Genomic DNA, 15,780 nt, shown 5'->3' with positions numbered 1-15,780 from the left:
GGCGTGCGCCGACGCCGGTGCGGATGGGAACAACCAGAACATCGTTGCGCTTGAGCACAGTCATTCCCAGACCGGCAATCACGTAAGCCGAGCCTGAAACGCCGCCAAACCGGCCATAGACGCTTTCGACGCTTGGAAGATTGTAGACCAGCATCATGGTTCTTGTGCCGTCGCCACCATAGTCCCAGCCGATGGACGGGCCCTGCCAGAAGATGTCGTGCTGACCGGCGTTCTTGGTATACAGTTCACCCTCGCCATAAGTCAGGCCGCCAATGAATGCGCCGGAAGCTTCCTGGCCGAGAATGTAGCCGTTGGGCAGACCATAGGACTGAAATGCCTTTTCCACCAGCTTGGCCAACCCGCCAGAGGTCGAGCCGAAGAAACCATGACCGGCGTTGACGATTTCCTGCGAGGTGTATTGCGACGAATTTGCTGCTTGGGCGCGGGCGCCGGACGTGGTTCCGGCAATGCAAAGCACGGCCGTGAAAAACGAAACAAAAGCATAAAGCTGAAAGCGGGACGCGATCATGGGGTCCACTCCGTTGATTGGACGGTAGATACCGCAGGAAACATTGATCACATTGTGGCGCTTCGATCTTAATAAGCAGTTTACCAAATGTGGTGTCTTTAGAGCGAAACAGTTTGTGCGTTAGTCGGCATTGCGCCATGACGCTGACTTCTGATCGAGAAAGCTTGCGGTCGACGAAACCCGGTGCGATTTTTCTACCGAGTTGATTCGGCCCGCGGGCAAAGAGGAGAATTCGATGTCGAAGAACCATAATTTGACCCTGGCGGGGCCGGATCTTGCTGCGCTTTTGTGCAGCCGGGTGTGCCACGACATTATTTCTCCGGTTGGGGCGATCAACAACGGACTGGAACTGCTCGATGAGGGCGGCGCCGACGCCGATGCGATGGATCTGATTCGCACCAGCGCGCTGAATGCTTCGGTACGGCTGAAATTCGCCCGTCTTGCCTTTGGTGCATCCGGGTCGGTTGGCGCTTCCATTGATACCGGGGAAGCCGAAAAGGCGGTCATTGACTATGTTTCCGCCGACAAGAAGACCGAAGTGCGGTGGAGCGGCCCGCGTGCCATCATTCCGAAAAACCAGGTCAAATTGCTGCTCAACCTGTTTCTTGTCGCCTATGGCGCGATTCCACGCGGGGGCGAGATCGACGTGACGCTGGAAACGCCGGAAACCGATCCGCGGTTTCGGCTGGTTTGCAAGGGGCGGATGGTCCGGGTGCCGCCCAAGTTCCTCGAAATCTATTCAGGTACGATCGATGAGGCCATCGATGCCCATTCCATCCAGCCCTACTACACAGTGCTTCTGGCCGAAGAAGCAGGGCTGACGCTGTCGTGCTCGGCAAATGCGGACGAAGTGGTATTCACGGCTCAACCCAAAACCGCGCAGTAACAGGCGGGAACCTGTTGTCGGAAACGCTCCGTTAAGCCTGTCTGATTACGGTTTGTTCGCTCCCTTGGAGTAGGCTTCTTTCCAACAACGGCGGATCCGCTTCCGGATTCGCCTGGAAGAAGCAAAAGGGAGAGCCGCCATGCGCCGCTTCATGATCGCCGATGATTCAGCCGTGATCTGCAAGGTTGCCAAACGCATCCTGACCGGTCTGGATTACCTTGTCATCGAGGCGTCCAATGCCGGCGAGGCCATGATCATGTGTGATGCGCAATTGCCCGATGTCCTGTGTGTCGATGCCGGCATGACCGGTGCCCTGGACCTGATTTCCTCGGTGCGTCAGATGGACGGCGGCAAGGATGTGCGTATCCACTACTTGATGATCGAGAAGGAATTCAAGCAGATGATGGCGGGCAAACGCGCAGGTGCGGACGAGTTCCTGCTCAAGCCGTTTGACCGGCGGAGCCTGACAGAAGCTTTTGCCCTCTATGCGGCTGCTGCCTGATACACCCTGAGCCTCAAGCTCAAATCTTGAAACGCTGACAGCAAAAACCCGCCGGTTCTGGCGGGTTTTTGCTGTTTAACCTGATTCGCAAAGGCCTGGATGATTCAGGCGCTTTCCAGAATTTCTCTCTCGTCCGGTTCGCGCAACACATATCCGCGGCCCCACACCGTTTCGATGTAGTTCTTGCCGCCGGCGGACGTTGCGAGTTTCTTGCGAAGCTTGCAGATGAAGACGTCGATGATCTTCAATTCCGGTTCATCCATCCCGCCATAGAGATGATTGAGGAACATTTCCTTGGTCAGGGTCGTGCCCTTGCGGAGCGAAAGCAGCTCCAGCATCTGGTATTCCTTGCCGGTCAGATGGACACGCTGTGAGCCAACTTCGACGGTTTTCGCATCGAGATTGACCACCAGGTCGCCGGTGGTGATGACCGATTGGGCGTGACCCTTGGAGCGGCGCACGATGGCGTGAATGCGCGCCACCAGTTCGTCCTTGTGGAACGGTTTGGTCATGTAATCGTCGGCGCCAAACCCAAGGCCGCGAACCTTGTCTTCAATTCCAGCCATGCCGGACAGAATCAGGATCGGGGTTTTGACCTTGGAGAGCCTCAGAGTCCGCAGAACCTCGTATCCGGACATGTCCGGCAAATTGAGATCCAGCAGTATGATGTCATAGTCGTAAAGTTTGCCGAGATCGACGCCCTCTTCACCCAGATCCGTGGTGTACACGTTGAAGCTTTCAGACTTCAGCATCAATTCGATGCTCTGCGCTGTAGCGCTGTCATCCTCGATCAGTAGAACCCGCATATTTATCCCCTTTTCCGCCGCCGCAAGGTTTTAAGATCCACTTACGCGATACGGATCCAGTCGTTGCCTGATTTGGAGGCTGCCATGGAATGGTTAACAAATTCTGATCAGGTTACGCAACCACTATCACAATGTTAATTATCACTGGCATACTCCTGATTTTATTCCCAAAAATTAGCTTGGATTTTTTAATGTACCACATCAAAAAACATGCCCAAGTGATTCAAAGGACTCCGGAATGACGGAAGGAAAAATCATGTTTCCTGTTTACCCCGCCTTAAACCATGACCGGTATTATTAATGATGCCCGTAAACGAAAGGTTACCACGGCGGGCAATAAAGTTAACGTCGTGGTCATTTTTCCTGAATCGGGACTGGCGAATGTGCCGGAGTAACGAGTTTCAGTAGCCGGGATCTCGCATCACGGGAGTATTGCGTATGAAGTCGCGTGAGAGCCATGTTCGCCTGAAGCAATTTCAGGTTAACGAAAAAACGCGTCAGCTTGGTCAGATCCAGCTGATGATGGCGGAAATGGAAAAAATGGCGGCGGAGCTGGAGTACCAGATCGCCGCCGAGGAGAAGAAGGCGGGTAATACCGACCCTTCCCATTACGCCTATCCAACCTTCGCCAAGGCAGCGCGCCAGCGATCCGACAATCTGCAGACTTCAATTCGCGAATTGAAGGTGCAGCTTGATGCGGCTGAACTGGCGCTTGAAGAGGCGCAGGCCGAGTTCGACAAGGCAACCGCGCTCGAAGAGCGCGATGCCGGGCATCGGTCAAACCGCGCGGTCTGAGCCAGGCTCGGACGGCCGTGCAAGCTCCTGGCTACAAGGCCGGGGGCTGCCAAATCATGTGCCGGCAACGGTTGCCATGATTGAAGGTATAACCGTAGCGCGCTCGATTGGAGACAATCGGGCGCGCTGCGCGTTCAATTCACAACATCCCGCCATTCCTGATGCCGTTGTGCCTGGGCCTTGAAAAAGGGGCAAAGCGGGATGATTTTCCATCCTCCCGCCCGCGCCGCCTCGACGGCATGAAGCGCCAATGCCTGACCGACGCCTTTGCCGCGCAGACTGTCGGGAACTCCGGTATGATCGATGATGATGAGCTGCGGCGAGGCGCGCGAATAGGTCATTTCGGCTTCCGCGCCTTCGACCCGGGCGATGAATCGGCCGCCACTTTGTCCAGTTTCCTCGGTGATCTGCATGACTGCCCCTGGTTTGCCAATTGCGGTGAAACTCGGATATGGAGGTCCGAAGTGTTGGATCAAGTAATCCAAGCCTCGTCAATCCTGAACTGGAATCAGTAGATCAGTCAGGCCGTTCTGATGCTTGCGCGATCTGTGCCGGGGAGAAATTAATGCGGTTTGTGCTCGCGGCGGCCCTGGTGCTGGCTCCGCTGTTTTTCGGACTGGGTATCGTGTTGCCGCTGGTGCGGTTCGAGACCATGTATTTTTTCGATCAGTCGCCATCGCTTCTGGGCGTGATCGCCGCGTTGTGGAGAGGTGACGATCCGGTTCTCGCTGTTGTGGTCGGGCTGGTGTCGGTGGCGTTTCCGGTGGTCAAGCTGATTGCCATCTGCGCCGAGGCGACGGGGATCGAGCGCAGGTCCGGTTTGGCGATGCGATTGCTGCCACATCTCAGCCGCTGGTCGCTGATGGATGTGGTTCTGGTGGCGCTGGTGATCGTGGCGGCAAAAACCGGCGGAATCGCACAGGCGTTTTCGCAACCTGGCCTGTGGTTTTATGCCGGCTCGGCGCTTACGGCGGCTCTTGCCCACGACCTTGCCGGCCGGCTCGGGCACTCCGCGCGGTCATGACGGCGCGCGCACTGCCGTCCGCCGAAATCCGCTCGGGACGCCGGACCGAGCAATACCGGGGCATTGCCGGACACGGACGTGCCGATTGATCCGAGCGGATTTTCGGTGACAAAAACGCAGGCGCTGGCTTTGATCTGTCAGATGATGCCGGTTTAATGCCGGTATTGCTGAATGCGCGTGGTGCGCAAGCCTGCTAGCCCGTGATCGCTGATTGACGATTGCCAGGAGAGAAACTCCTCGACCGTCAGGGTGTAGCGTTCACAAGCTTCTTCAAGGCTGAGCAAGCCGCCGCGAACAGCGGCTACCACTTCAGCCTTGCGCCTGATCACCCATCTACGGGTGTTGGCGGGGGGTAAATCTGCGATGGTCAACGGACTTCCGTCGGGGCCGATCACATATTTAACGCGGGGTCGTACCATATCGGTCATTGGACTCTCTTACACACTCAAGACCTATGACCTCACACTACAGACGCGGGTTTAAAAATTGCCTAAGGGCCCGGCAAGGTTTTGGTAAGTTTTGGCACAGGTGGCGGCAGCACCTGCGGCCAGTTGACTGTCTGACAACAGGCACCTTGTTGCGGATCGCCGCACACCCTATAAAGAGGCAGGTCCTGAACGGATTTTTTTGCAACCGCTTGATCAGCGCCTTGAACGCTTTTGAAGGCCGGGGAAGACAGTGAACAGTCTAGATTTTGACAAGGACCCGCGGGACACGCGGGTGGTGGTCGCCATGTCGGGCGGCGTTGACAGCTCCGTCGTTGCGGGAATTCTCGCACGCGAGGGCTATGATGTGCTCGGCGTGACGCTGCAGCTTTACGATCACGGCGCCGCCGTGCACCGGGCCGGCTCGTGTTGCGCCGGCCAGGATATCGATGATGCGCGGCGGGTGTGCGAAACCCTAGGTATCGCGCATTATGTGCTTGATTACGAAAAGCGCTTTCGCGAAGCGGTGATCAATCCGTTCGCCGAAAGCTATGTCGCGGGTGAAACGCCGATCCCCTGCGTGGCCTGCAATCAGACCGTCAAGTTCGCCGATCTTCTAGCGACCGCGCGCGATCTCGGGGCCGATGCGCTGGCGACGGGCCATTACATCCGCTCGCGCGCCAATCCTTCACCGGACAATCCGGGGCGGCGGGCGCTGTTTCGTCCGGTGGACGCGGATCGCGACCAGAGTTACTTCCTGTTTGCCACCACGCAGGACCAGCTGGATTACCTGCGGTTTCCCCTTGGCGAACTGCCCAAGGCGCGCACGCGTGAGTTGGCCGAGGAAATGGGGCTGGGTGTCGCCAAGAAGGCCGACAGCCAGGACATCTGCTTTGTGCCGCAGGGCAAATACGCCAATGTGATCGAAAAGCTCAAGCCGAATTCGGCGATTGCCGGCGAGATCGTTCACATCGACGGACGGGTGCTGGGCGAGCATCCGGGCATCGTGCACTTCACCATCGGGCAGCGCCGCGGCATTGGTGTGGCCACCGGTGATCCGTTGTACGTGGTGCATCTGGATGCCCGGTCGCGGCGTGTCATCGTCGGGCCGCGAGAAGCGCTGGAAACCCGGCGTCTGATCCTGCGCGATGTCAACTGGCTGGGCGATGCGCCGCTCGTCGATATCGGCCCGGAGGGACTTGAGTGTTTCGCCAAGGTGCGTTCGACCCGGCCACCGCGGCCGGCCATCCTGCGCGCTGCGGAAGGGGAGATCTCGGTGGAGCTGGTCGAGGGCGAGGCCGGTGTGGCGCCGGGCCAGGCCTGCGTGCTCTATTCCGCGGCCGGAGATGATGCGCGGGTGTTTGGCGGCGGCTTTATCGATCGCTCGGAGCGCTCGCCCGCGGCCGAGGCGATGCTGTCCACGCTGCTGCAGCCGGCCGCCTGAAGCCGGCCGCCTGAAACCGACCGCCGGCGGCGGCGCCCTGCCGAACCATCGGCTGTTGTATGCACCTCAATGCTTGTCGCGCAAAGCCGGGCAGCGGTTTTGCGATAATGACATGCAGCACCAATGGGCTCGCGCGCGTCACCTGAACCCAATTGAATGCGACGTGCGTTAGCGCTCAATCGTGGCGAACCGTGCCTTCCGACAGGATTTCGATCACCGCCAGGCCATCGGCCACCGGGGTGCGCGGTGCGGCGCGGCTCGAGATACAATCAAGGAAATGGGCGCATTCGCGGGTCAGCGGCATGCCGTCGGGAATGTCGATATAGTCGGGATCGACCATTTCCGATTGCCAGCCATTGTCGTCTTCCCACAGCTTGTGATGGTAGACGGCCAGCTTCTGGTTCCAGGGCGCGACATCGTCGAACACGGCCATGGCTTTCGACCCGATCACCGTCAGCTTGCGCTCGCGGTAGGGGTTGAGCCGCGAGGCGAAGACATGGCTGCGAACGCCGCCGGGGAACTGCAGGTGCAGATGGGCGAAATCCGACAGCCGGTTGAGCATGGCCGAGCCGACGCCACGGACATTGACCGGTTTTTGCCCGGTGATTGCAAGGATCAGCGACAAATCATGCGGGGCTATGTCCCACAGCGCATCGTTCTCGGCGTGAAACTTGCCAAGCCCGACGCGGTGCGAATGGATGTAACGCACATCGCCCAGTTCGCCGGCCGCGATCATCGCTTCCAGCGCCTCGAAGGCGGGGTGAAAGCGCAGCACGTGCCCGGTCATGGCCACCAGGCCGGTGCGCTCGGCCGCATCCACCACGCGCCGCGCGTCGGCGACCGACAGCGCGATCGGCTTTTCGACCAAAAGATGCTTGCCGGCCTCAAGCACTTCGATCGCCAGATCCGCGTGATATTGCGGCGGCAGGGCCAGAACCACGCCGTCAATGGCAGGGTCGGCGAGAACCTGTTCAAATTCCATCGCCGTCACGCCATGGCTGGCGGCAAGCTCGCCGGCCCGCTCCAGATGCCGGTCGGAGACGGCGTGAAGCGCACCGAGCCCGGAGAATGTGCGGGCGTGATTTGATCCCCAGTAGCCGCAGCCGACGACTGCGATTTTCGGGGCGGTTTTGCGGGGGAGGGCGCGTTCCATGACCTGGCCTGTCCTGTTGTTCTTATTGTTATGATCTCTGGATGAGGGGATTAGACCCGATGACGGATCAAGGCAAGGCGGGGTTCCGCACCGATGCCATGCAGGGACCGCGACATGGTGTCGTGCCGCGCCGGGGATTTCCGCATCAGGAAAAGCTCAAAGCACGCTTGACACCGGAGCAACCCGCACCTTATATGCCGCCCGTCCGGCCCGATCAATTCGGCGGCTGGCGGCGGGGTAGCTCAGCTGGTTAGAGCAGCGGAATCATAATCCGCGTGTCGGGGGTTCAAGTCCCTCTCCCGCTACCAAGATTTTCCGGCTAGAACAGGCTGCGACGCGCTAGTTTGTACACCGTGGCTTGCTTGCAGAGATTTCTTTCCGGTACGCCTCTCACGTCGGTTTGGTGGGGAGGCTTGAAGTTGACGAGGTTGGGGTGGCTGACACCAAGCCGGTCTTTTCTGGTCCCTGTCGCATGAGGATTGGGCGTGTGACGCCGGTCTTTCCCTAACCGGATCCGAGCTTTCCTTGCAGGTATCTTGTGCAAATGGATTTATCCGGATCAAAACATACATGCATGGTTTCAGAGCCTTATAACGCCGCGCATATGACGGGATACGCGGCGCTGAGGGCGCGTCGCACGAGCGCGTGCCATGGTTTTGCGGTAAAAATACGCAAGACCATGGCGTTGATACGCGGCACCTGAGGCTTTTCGCAGGCGGCGGGGTCAGGGGCGCAGGTAGTTGGAGAACTTGACCCAGGCCGCGCCGCGGCGCGAGGATTCGACGCATCCGGTGACGAAGGCAACGCCTGCCAGGCCTTCGCTGATGCCAGGGAAGGTCACCTCGGGCGGGATCGGCTGACCGGTGCGGAGCGCGCTGATTGCTTCGGCGGCTTCGGTGTAGATGTTGGCAAAGCCTTCGAGATAGCCCTCGGGATGACCGCCGGGAATGCGGCTGATGCGCTGGCCGCTTGCGGTTGCGCCCGCGCCATTGCGGGTCAGCAATCGCTTGGGCTGGCCCAGTGGCGTGTACCAGAGATAGTTCGGGTCCTCCTGGGCCCATTCCAGCCCGCCCTTTTCGCCGTAGATGCGCAGCTTGAGGGCGTTTTCGTTGCCCGGCGCCACCTGGCTGCACCACAGCATGCCCTTGGCGCCGCCGGTAAAGCGCATCAGCACGTGGCCATTGTCGTCAACCCTGCGGCCTTCGACGAAGGCATCGAGATCGGCGCAAAGCTCTTCGAGCTGAAGCCCGGAGACGAAGCTGGCCAGATTGAAGGCGTGGGTGCCGATATCGCCGGTCGAGCCGCCAAGGCCGGAGCGGGCCGGATCGGTGCGCCATCCGGCCTGCTTCTGGCCGGTGTCTTCCAGATTCTCGGACAGCCAGTCCTGGGCGTATTCAACCTGCACCAGCCGGATCTTGCCAAGTTCACCGCTGGCAACCATGTCGCGGGCCTGACGGATCATCGGATAACCGGTGTAATTGTGGGTCAGCACGAACAGCGCGCCGGATGCCGCGGCGGCCTTGGCCAGCTTGCGTGCATCAGCAAGCGTCGAGGTCAGGGGCTTGTCGCAGATGACATGGATGCCGCGCTTGAGAAACTCGCGGGCCACCGGATAGTGCATGTGATTCGGCGTGACGATCGCCACCGCCTCGATACCGTTTTTCAGCCGTGCTTCGCGCTTGGCCATCTCGACATAATCGCCATAGGCGCGGTCGGCGGCCACACCGAGATCGGCGGCCGGGGCCAGGGATTTTTCCGGTGTCGAGGAGAACGCTCCGGCGACCAGTTCATAGCGGTCGTCGATGCGCGAGGCGATGCGGTGCACGCCGCCGATGAATGCGTCGCGCCCGCCGCCGACCATGCCGAGGCGGATGCGGTGCGAAGCGGCTGATTTGCTGCCTTCGATAGCCATTGTCGTCCCCCCCCGTTCAGGAAATGCCGAGCATGCGGCGGTTGGCGGCCTCATCGGTGCCGCCATCGGCGAAATCGTCAAAGGCGCGCTCTGTCACACGGATAATGTGGTCGGAAACAAATTGCGCGCCTTCGCGGGCCCCGTCCTCCGGATGCTTGATGCAGCACTCCCATTCGACCACGGCCCAGCCATCGAAATCATTGGCCGCCATTTTCGAGAAGATCGCGCCGAAATCGACCTGGCCGTCGCCAAGTGAGCGGAACCGTCCGGCCCGGTCCACCCAGGGCTGGTAGCCCGAATAGACACCCTGCCGTCCGGTCGGGTTGAACTCCGCATCCTTGACGTGGAACATCTTGATCCGGTCCTTGTAGATGTCGATGTTGTCGATGTAATCGAGGCATTGCAGCAGGTAGTGCGACGGATCGTAGAGCATGTTGCAGCGGGCATGGTTGCCGACGCGCTCGAGGAACATCTCGAAGGTGACGCCATCATGCAGGTCTTCGCCCGGATGGATCTCGTAACAGATGTCGACGCCGCACTCCTCGGCATGGTCGAGAATCGGCCGCCAGCGCTTGGCAAGCTCGTCAAAGGCGGTTTCGACCAGGCCGGCGGGCCGCTGCGGCCAGGGGTAGATGTAGGGCCAGGCCAGCGCGCCCGAAAAGCTGGCCATCGCATTGATGCCCATGTGCTGCGAGGCTGACAGCGCCATCCGCACCTGCTTGACCGCCCATTCCTGCCGCGCCTTCGGATTGCCGCGCACTTCGGGCACGGCGAAGCCGTCAAAGGCTTCGTCGTAAGCCGGATGCACGGCGACAAGCTGACCCTGAAGGTGGGTCGACAGCTCGGTCACCTCGATGCCGTTGTCTCGCGCCACGCCCTTGAATTCGTCGCAGTAGTCCTTTGACTTCGAGGCCTTTTCGAGATCGAACAGGCGCCCGTCCCAGCTTGGTACCTGCACGCCCTTGTAGCCGCACTCGGCCGCCCATTTGGTGATCGAGTCCCAGGAATTGAACGGCGCGGCGTCACCCGCGAACTGTGCCAGAAACAGTGCAGGACCCTTGATGGTTTTCATTGATCGTCTCCTCCAGTAGTCATTTTGTTGGGCCGCTTGCGGCTTGTTGATTGGTCATGTCCCGGCCTTGGCGCGAGACGCAGTCTGGTTTGCGCCGGATCAAGCGAGCGCAAAAGCGCCTTGGTCTGTTTCCGGGCTCCGGTTTGATGTCAGGCGCCTGCGCCTCGCTTTCTCAGCGAACGCTCAGCGAATTGCTGATGTGATCATATCCCTCTCGATACACTGCTTCCGGGCTTTCGGCAAAATCCCTCCAGACCTTGGTGGCGGCCGCCAGATCGGGCAGTCCGCGGCCGAAACTCTCGATTGTCAGCCAGTCATCATAGCCGATGGCGCGGATTGCGGCATAGGTTTGCGCCCAGGGAATGTTGCCGCGCCCGGGCACGCCGCGGTCGTTTTCAGAAATATGGATATGGGCAATGCTGGCTGCGTGGCGGGTGAGCGCGCCGATCGGGTCGGTTTCCTCGATATTGGCGTGGAAGGTGTCATACATGGCGCGAATGTTCGGATGGTCAATTTCGGCAAGGTGACCTGCGAGACCATCCATGGTGTTGGCCAGGTAGCATTCGAACCGGTTCAGTGCTTCAAGGGCTACGGTAATGCCCAGGCCCGCGGCGTGGTCGCCGATGAGGCGTTGGGAGGCTGCGGACCGGGCGAATTCTTCCCTGGTTGGGCCTTCGCCGGAAAAATGCCCCAGCGTTGAATGCAGTGGCCCGCAAATCAGGCTGGCGCCCAGCGCGTGGGCCTTGTCGAGCGTGGCGCGCATGTAGTCGACGCCCTTGGCGCGTGCTGATGCGTCGCCGATCAGGTTCATCGCCGGATCGCCCATGGCCGTGACAGCCGTGCGCTCAAGTCCGATATCGTCGAGCATGGATGCAAGCTGCCTGTAATGGCTGAGGTCTCCCTCGAACACCGGTATTTCGACGCCATCGTATCCGCAGGTTTTCAGATCGCGCAGCAGCGCTTTGTGTTCGGGGCCCACATGGGTGGTCCACAGGAACATGTTCATCCCGATCTTCACAGCAACCCCCGTTTTCAGATACTACTGATTAGTTCAAACTGGTAATACCAAAAATCTCCTTTCGCTACGACACCATTTTTACAATCGATGCGCAAGTGGCAAAAATCTGCCGATAATGCAGGTTCTTTGAAGGAAATGACTAGATCAGGCTTGATTAGATCAAAATTTGAGATTAATTGGTCTAACCAGAATGGAAAAATGAAACGGGCGGCGGAGTGGTGGAGCTCTGCCGCAAGGGAGGATTATCATGCACCTGTCGACTCACAACTGGATGCGCGCCGAACCGCTGGATGTCACGCTTCGCCGGATCAAGAAATTCGGTTATGAAAGCATCGAGATTTCCGGCGAACCGACCCAGTACGACACCAAGGAAACCCGGGCGCTGCTCAAGGAGCATGGCATCCGTTGCTGGGGTGGGGTGACGCTGACGCTGGGCGAACGCAACCTGGCGGCCAAGGATGAAGGACAGCGCGCCCGCACGGTTGATTACGTCAAGAGTGTGCTGACCATGGTCAGCGAGCTCGAGGGCGAAGTCATCACGTTGGTGCCCGCAACCGTCGGCAAGGTGCAGCCCGATGCGACCGAGGAAGAGGAATGGGGCTGGCTGGTCGATGCCACCAAGGAATGTTTCGCGCATTCCCAGAAGGTCGGCGTGAAGATCGCCATTGAACCGCTCAACCGGTTTGAAACCTACATTTTCAACCGTGCGGCCCAGGCGCTGGCGCTTGCCGACGCGGTGCATCCCGATTGCGGTGTGTGCCTTGACGCTTACCATCTCAACATGGAAGAATCCAATATCTATGACGCCATCCGGCTGGCGGGCAAAAGGCTGTTCGATTTCCACGTCGCCGACAACAACCGGTTTGCGGCGGGTCTTGGTCACCTCAACTGGCCAAAGATTGTCGAAACGCTGAAGGAGGTTGGCTATGACGGCGCGCTGACCAACGAATTCGTGGCGCCTGTCGACCGCACCCCGGCTGCCATCTATCCCGATATGGTGGAGCGCAATCCGGTGGATATTTCGCCCGAGCAGCTCAAGTTCATTCAGGATCACGGGTCAAGCCTGCTGACGGAACAATTCTATTCGGACCAGATGCGCATAACGGCGGAAACGCTGTTGCCGCTGATCAAGCAATAAGTAGAGGCGTTCCCCCGGGGCGGAGTTTTCCGTCGCCGGGGTGCGAGGGTCCCTATCATGAAAATCAAGTCCGTCCATGCGCAATGGATACAGATACCAATCGAACAGGCGCGTCAGCATACGAGCGATTTCGGAACCTTGCGCACGTTTGACGCCGCGATCCTGCGTATCGAGACTGATGATGGTGTCGTCGGTTGGGGAGAAGGCAAGAACGCTGCGGGGAGTGCGGGAAGTTACGCCACGCTGGTTCGTCTCATAAACGAGGATTTCGGGCCGCGGATCATCGGCCGCGATCCATCGGACATTACCTTCATCTGGGAGGAACTCTACAATGGCGTTCGCGCGCAGAAGGCAGCGCTGGCGGGCCATGCCATGCCTGAAATGGCGCGGCGCGGACTGACCGTCGCCGCGATCAGCGCGATCGACATCGCGCTGTGGGATATTCTCGGCAAGGCCGACGGCAAACCGGTCTGGAAGCTTTTGGGTGGACGCAAGGCCGAGCGCATGCAGGCTTATGCTTCGGGGGGCTGGGCCAATGCCGACCAGATCGGCGAGCAATTGCAGTCCTATATCGACGCCGGCGGGTTTGGCACGGTCAAGATGCGCGTGGGCGCAATGGATTCCAACCCGCATGCCTCCGCCGCACGGGTCAAGGCGGCCCGCAAGGCGCTGGGACCTGACATAGAACTGGCGGTGGATGCGCATGGCAGCTTCACGGTCGCCACAGCGCGACGGTTCGCCCACCTTGTCGAGGATTGCGATCTTGCCTGGTTCGAAGAACCGGTTATTGCCGATGACAAGGCTGGCATCGCCGAAGTGCGCGCAACCATTCCAATCCCTGTTTCCACCGGCGAAAGCGAGGCGACCCGGTTCGCTTTCCGCGATCTTGCGCTCCTGCGCGCGGCCGACATCTTTCAGCCGGACCCGGCTTTTTGCGGCGGAATCACCGAAGCCATGCGCATCGGTACACTTGCCTCGGCGTTCAATCTACGTCTGGCGCCGCATTTATGGGCGGGCGCACCGTGTTTCTTCGCCGGGCTTCATGTGTGTGCTGCTTCGCCGGCGAGCTTCGCAGTCGAGTTTTCCCTTGGCGCGAATCCGATGATACATGATATCATTGAGGAAACCGTGGCTGCACGGGACGGGATGATTGAGTTTCCCGAAAAACCAGGCCTCGGGTTCACCATGAACGAAGCCGTTCTGCACAAATACGCAAGGGTCATATGACGAGTTCCGAAGGCGACTTTCTGTCCAATCTCGTGGCGCATATCGTGGCGGTGGCCAGCTCCAATGGAGGAAAAGCGCCCTCGGAGCGGGAACTTGCCGACCATTTCGAAGTCAGCCGTGGCCAGGTGCGGGAATCTCTCGCGATCCTGGAGGCGCTGCAACTGATCGAACGACGGGCCAAGTCGGGCATCTATCTGACAATGGAATCCGCCGGGCTGAGTTCGATGGCGCTGCTTGCCCGGGCGGGCGTGCAATTGCAGCCGCGTCAGATTTTCGAAGCTGTCGAGTTGCGCAAGATCCATGAAATCAAGGCGGCTGAACTGGCGGCCCAACGCGCCACGGAAGAAAATTTGGATCGGCTCCGCGACATACTGGCGCGGTCGGAACAGCAGATCGCCGACGGTCTCGGCCTGCACCGGCTCGATGGCGAATTCCACCTCGAAATTGTCCGCGCCACGCAGAACGAGATGTTTTACAAGATCTGCTCGAGTTTTTACGCGGCCAGCGAGCAGCGGTTGCCGATCTATTTCGGCAAGACCGAGCGCAACATCAAATCGCACAATGAGCATTTGCAGATTTTCGATGCGTTGTCGCGCCGCGACAGCATTCTGACCCAGGCCCTGATGAACACGCATCTGGGCCGTGCGCAAAGCTACTGGACCGAAATTCTCGATGCCAATGGCGAACAGGCCGCCGAGCGGGCAGAACGACCGCCCGCGCCGGTCTGATACTCTTCACCCCAACCCCCTGTGTGACCCGATGTCCGATCTGATTTTCTCCACTCATCCGCTTCATCCGGATGTCACGGCTGAACTGCGCACACTTGGAACACTGATGGTTGCCAGCCAACCCTCGCCGGCTGCAATCCTCGAGGAAAGCAAGGGAGCGTCGATCATTGTGGTGCGCGCGCCGATCCCGCCGGAAATCTTCCGGCGCGAAAAGGCGCTGAAAGCCACCGTCAGGCATGGAGCGGGGCTTGACATGATCCCGGTTGAGACCGCCACTCAAACCGGCGTGCTGGTCGCCAATGTGCCGGGCGTGAATGCGCTCACCGTGGCCGAGCATTGCATCTGGTCGGCTCTCGCGCTGCTGCGCAAATATCCGTCCGTCAGCGCCGATCTGAGGTCTTCGGGCTGGTCCGTGGCGCGGGCGCATTCCGACCATGGCCGGGAACTGAGTGGCCGGACAATCGGCATTGTCGGTATGGGAAATGTCGGCAACGCCGTGTTCCGGATCGCTCATGGAGGATTCTCCATGAAGGTGCTCGCACTCACCAGCAGGCCCGCGGCCTTGCCCGATGGAGCCGAGGCAGCGGACCTGAAGCAGCTTCTCGCCACCTGCGACGTCGTCGTGCTGTGTTGCCCGCTTACCGACACGACCCGCGGAATGATCGGGGCCGAACAACTGGCGCTGATGCGGCCCGGCGCCATCCTGGTCAATGTCGCGCGCGGCCCCGTGGTCGATGAGGCGGCGTTGATCGAAGCGCTTGGCCGCGGCGCACTGGGCGGCGCAGTGCTCGACGTGTTCGACCGGCAACCCTTGCCATCGGATCATCCGTTGATGTCGATGCGCAACGTCATCCTCACCCCGCACATGGCGGGCATCACCGAGGAAAGCATGCTGCGGATGGGGCAGGGAGTGGTGATGGAAACCAGACGTATCCTGGCCGGAGAAAAGCCTCTCAACTTCTGCAACCCGGAAGTTTGGGAGAGATATCGCGAACGGTTCGCCGGCAATTAGACCACGCTGTTCTAATGTCCCGTTTCAGGAATGAATCGGCCGCAGCCAGTGCTGACAAAGCAATGCAGTTCCGTCACCGCCCGTACCGCGTGACATAATCCACCACCCG

Annotated in this window: 17 protein-coding genes and 1 tRNA gene; 10 read left to right on the top strand and 8 right to left on the bottom strand. The window is 59.8% G+C overall.

What is annotated here, in order from left to right:
* Positions 1-529, bottom strand: a 529-nt coding sequence (locus ABJN75_RS06170) for an EipA family protein (RefSeq protein ID WP_348437819.1), incomplete at its 3' end; no start/stop codon positions are given.
* Between the two features lie 235 nt (positions 530-764).
* Here ABJN75_RS06170 and ABJN75_RS06165 point away from each other — a divergent pair.
* The gene (locus ABJN75_RS06165; protein ID WP_348437817.1) at positions 765-1,415 is read left to right on the top strand and encodes a histidine phosphotransferase family protein; all 651 of its coding nucleotides are present in this window, start codon (positions 765-767) and stop codon (positions 1,413-1,415) included.
* 139 nt (positions 1,416-1,554) lie between these two features.
* On the top strand, positions 1,555-1,917 hold the full coding sequence (locus ABJN75_RS06160) for a response regulator (RefSeq protein WP_348437815.1): 363 nt from the start codon (positions 1,555-1,557) through the stop codon (positions 1,915-1,917).
* 104 nt (positions 1,918-2,021) lie between these two features.
* Here the strand turns inward: ABJN75_RS06160 and ctrA are convergent, their stop codons facing one another.
* The gene (ctrA, locus tag ABJN75_RS06155; RefSeq protein ID WP_290896928.1) at positions 2,022-2,723 is read right to left on the bottom strand and encodes a cell cycle two-component system response regulator CtrA; all 702 of its coding nucleotides are present in this window, start codon (positions 2,721-2,723) and stop codon (positions 2,022-2,024) included.
* Positions 2,724-3,161: 438 nt separating this feature from the next.
* Between ctrA and ABJN75_RS06150 the strand changes: the two genes are divergently transcribed.
* A complete protein-coding gene (locus ABJN75_RS06150) occupies positions 3,162-3,518 on the top strand; it encodes a flagellar export protein FliJ (RefSeq protein ID WP_348437813.1) in 357 nt (118 codons plus the stop codon).
* A 134-nt stretch (positions 3,519-3,652) separates the two neighbouring features.
* Here the strand turns inward: ABJN75_RS06150 and ABJN75_RS06145 are convergent, their stop codons facing one another.
* Complete coding sequence (locus tag ABJN75_RS06145) at positions 3,653-3,931, bottom strand: GNAT family N-acetyltransferase (protein ID WP_348437811.1); 279 nt, start codon at positions 3,929-3,931, stop codon at positions 3,653-3,655.
* Positions 3,932-4,083: 152 nt separating this feature from the next.
* Between ABJN75_RS06145 and ABJN75_RS06140 the strand changes: the two genes are divergently transcribed.
* On the top strand, positions 4,084-4,542 hold the full coding sequence (locus ABJN75_RS06140) for a paraquat-inducible protein A (RefSeq protein WP_348437809.1): 459 nt from the start codon (positions 4,084-4,086) through the stop codon (positions 4,540-4,542).
* A gap of 152 nt (positions 4,543-4,694) precedes the next feature.
* Here the strand turns inward: ABJN75_RS06140 and ABJN75_RS06135 are convergent, their stop codons facing one another.
* Positions 4,695-4,970 carry a DUF1153 domain-containing protein gene (locus tag ABJN75_RS06135; protein WP_007198764.1) on the bottom strand — a complete coding sequence of 92 codons (276 nt, stop codon included), beginning with the start codon at positions 4,968-4,970 and terminating at the stop codon, positions 4,695-4,697.
* A gap of 250 nt (positions 4,971-5,220) precedes the next feature.
* On the opposite strand from ABJN75_RS06135, the gene mnmA reads away from it, so the two are divergent.
* Positions 5,221-6,411 carry a tRNA 2-thiouridine(34) synthase MnmA gene (mnmA, locus tag ABJN75_RS06130; protein ID WP_348437807.1) on the top strand — a complete coding sequence of 397 codons (1,191 nt, stop codon included), beginning with the start codon at positions 5,221-5,223 and terminating at the stop codon, positions 6,409-6,411.
* A 175-nt stretch (positions 6,412-6,586) separates the two neighbouring features.
* Here mnmA and ABJN75_RS06125 read toward each other — a convergent pair whose 3' ends face one another.
* Positions 6,587-7,564 carry a Gfo/Idh/MocA family oxidoreductase gene (locus tag ABJN75_RS06125; protein ID WP_348437805.1) on the bottom strand — a complete coding sequence of 326 codons (978 nt, stop codon included), beginning with the start codon at positions 7,562-7,564 and terminating at the stop codon, positions 6,587-6,589.
* Positions 7,565-7,795: 231 nt separating this feature from the next.
* Here ABJN75_RS06125 and ABJN75_RS06120 point away from each other — a divergent pair.
* Positions 7,796-7,872: transfer RNA gene (locus ABJN75_RS06120), tRNA-Met, on the top strand.
* A gap of 416 nt (positions 7,873-8,288) precedes the next feature.
* Here ABJN75_RS06120 and ABJN75_RS06115 read toward each other — a convergent pair.
* The 3 genes from ABJN75_RS06115 to ABJN75_RS06105 form a co-directional block, all read right to left on the bottom strand.
* Positions 8,289-9,476 carry a Gfo/Idh/MocA family oxidoreductase gene (locus ABJN75_RS06115; protein WP_348437803.1) on the bottom strand — a complete coding sequence of 396 codons (1,188 nt, stop codon included), beginning with the start codon at positions 9,474-9,476 and terminating at the stop codon, positions 8,289-8,291.
* Between the two features lie 16 nt (positions 9,477-9,492).
* Positions 9,493-10,548 carry a sugar phosphate isomerase/epimerase gene (locus tag ABJN75_RS06110; RefSeq protein WP_348437801.1) on the bottom strand — a complete coding sequence of 352 codons (1,056 nt, stop codon included), beginning with the start codon at positions 10,546-10,548 and terminating at the stop codon, positions 9,493-9,495.
* A gap of 172 nt (positions 10,549-10,720) precedes the next feature.
* Positions 10,721-11,566, bottom strand: a complete 846-nt coding sequence (locus ABJN75_RS06105) for a sugar phosphate isomerase/epimerase (RefSeq protein WP_348437799.1) — start codon at positions 11,564-11,566, stop codon at positions 10,721-10,723.
* Positions 11,567-11,813: 247 nt separating this feature from the next.
* On the opposite strand from ABJN75_RS06105, the gene ABJN75_RS06100 reads away from it, so the two are divergent.
* From ABJN75_RS06100 to ABJN75_RS06085, 4 genes are read left to right on the top strand one after another with little or no spacing between them, the layout of a single operon-like run.
* The gene (locus ABJN75_RS06100; protein ID WP_348437797.1) at positions 11,814-12,704 is read left to right on the top strand and encodes a sugar phosphate isomerase/epimerase; all 891 of its coding nucleotides are present in this window, start codon (positions 11,814-11,816) and stop codon (positions 12,702-12,704) included.
* Between the two features lie 57 nt (positions 12,705-12,761).
* Positions 12,762-13,931, top strand: coding sequence for a mandelate racemase/muconate lactonizing enzyme family protein (locus ABJN75_RS06095; protein WP_348437795.1), 1,170 nt, complete (start codon positions 12,762-12,764; stop codon positions 13,929-13,931).
* Positions 13,928-14,659, top strand: coding sequence for a FadR/GntR family transcriptional regulator (locus ABJN75_RS06090; protein WP_348437793.1), 732 nt, complete (start codon positions 13,928-13,930; stop codon positions 14,657-14,659). Before ABJN75_RS06095 ends, ABJN75_RS06090 begins: the two co-directional genes overlap by 4 nt.
* A 31-nt stretch (positions 14,660-14,690) precedes the next feature.
* A complete protein-coding gene (locus ABJN75_RS06085) occupies positions 14,691-15,671 on the top strand; it encodes an NAD(P)-dependent oxidoreductase (protein ID WP_348437791.1) in 981 nt (326 codons plus the stop codon).
* Positions 15,672-15,780 lie beyond the last annotated feature (109 nt).

The sequence above is a fragment of the Hoeflea sp. genome (assembly GCF_039975035.1).
Lineage (GTDB): Bacteria > Pseudomonadota > Alphaproteobacteria > Rhizobiales > Rhizobiaceae > Hoeflea.
This window is presented reverse-complemented; position numbering and strand designations above follow the sequence as displayed.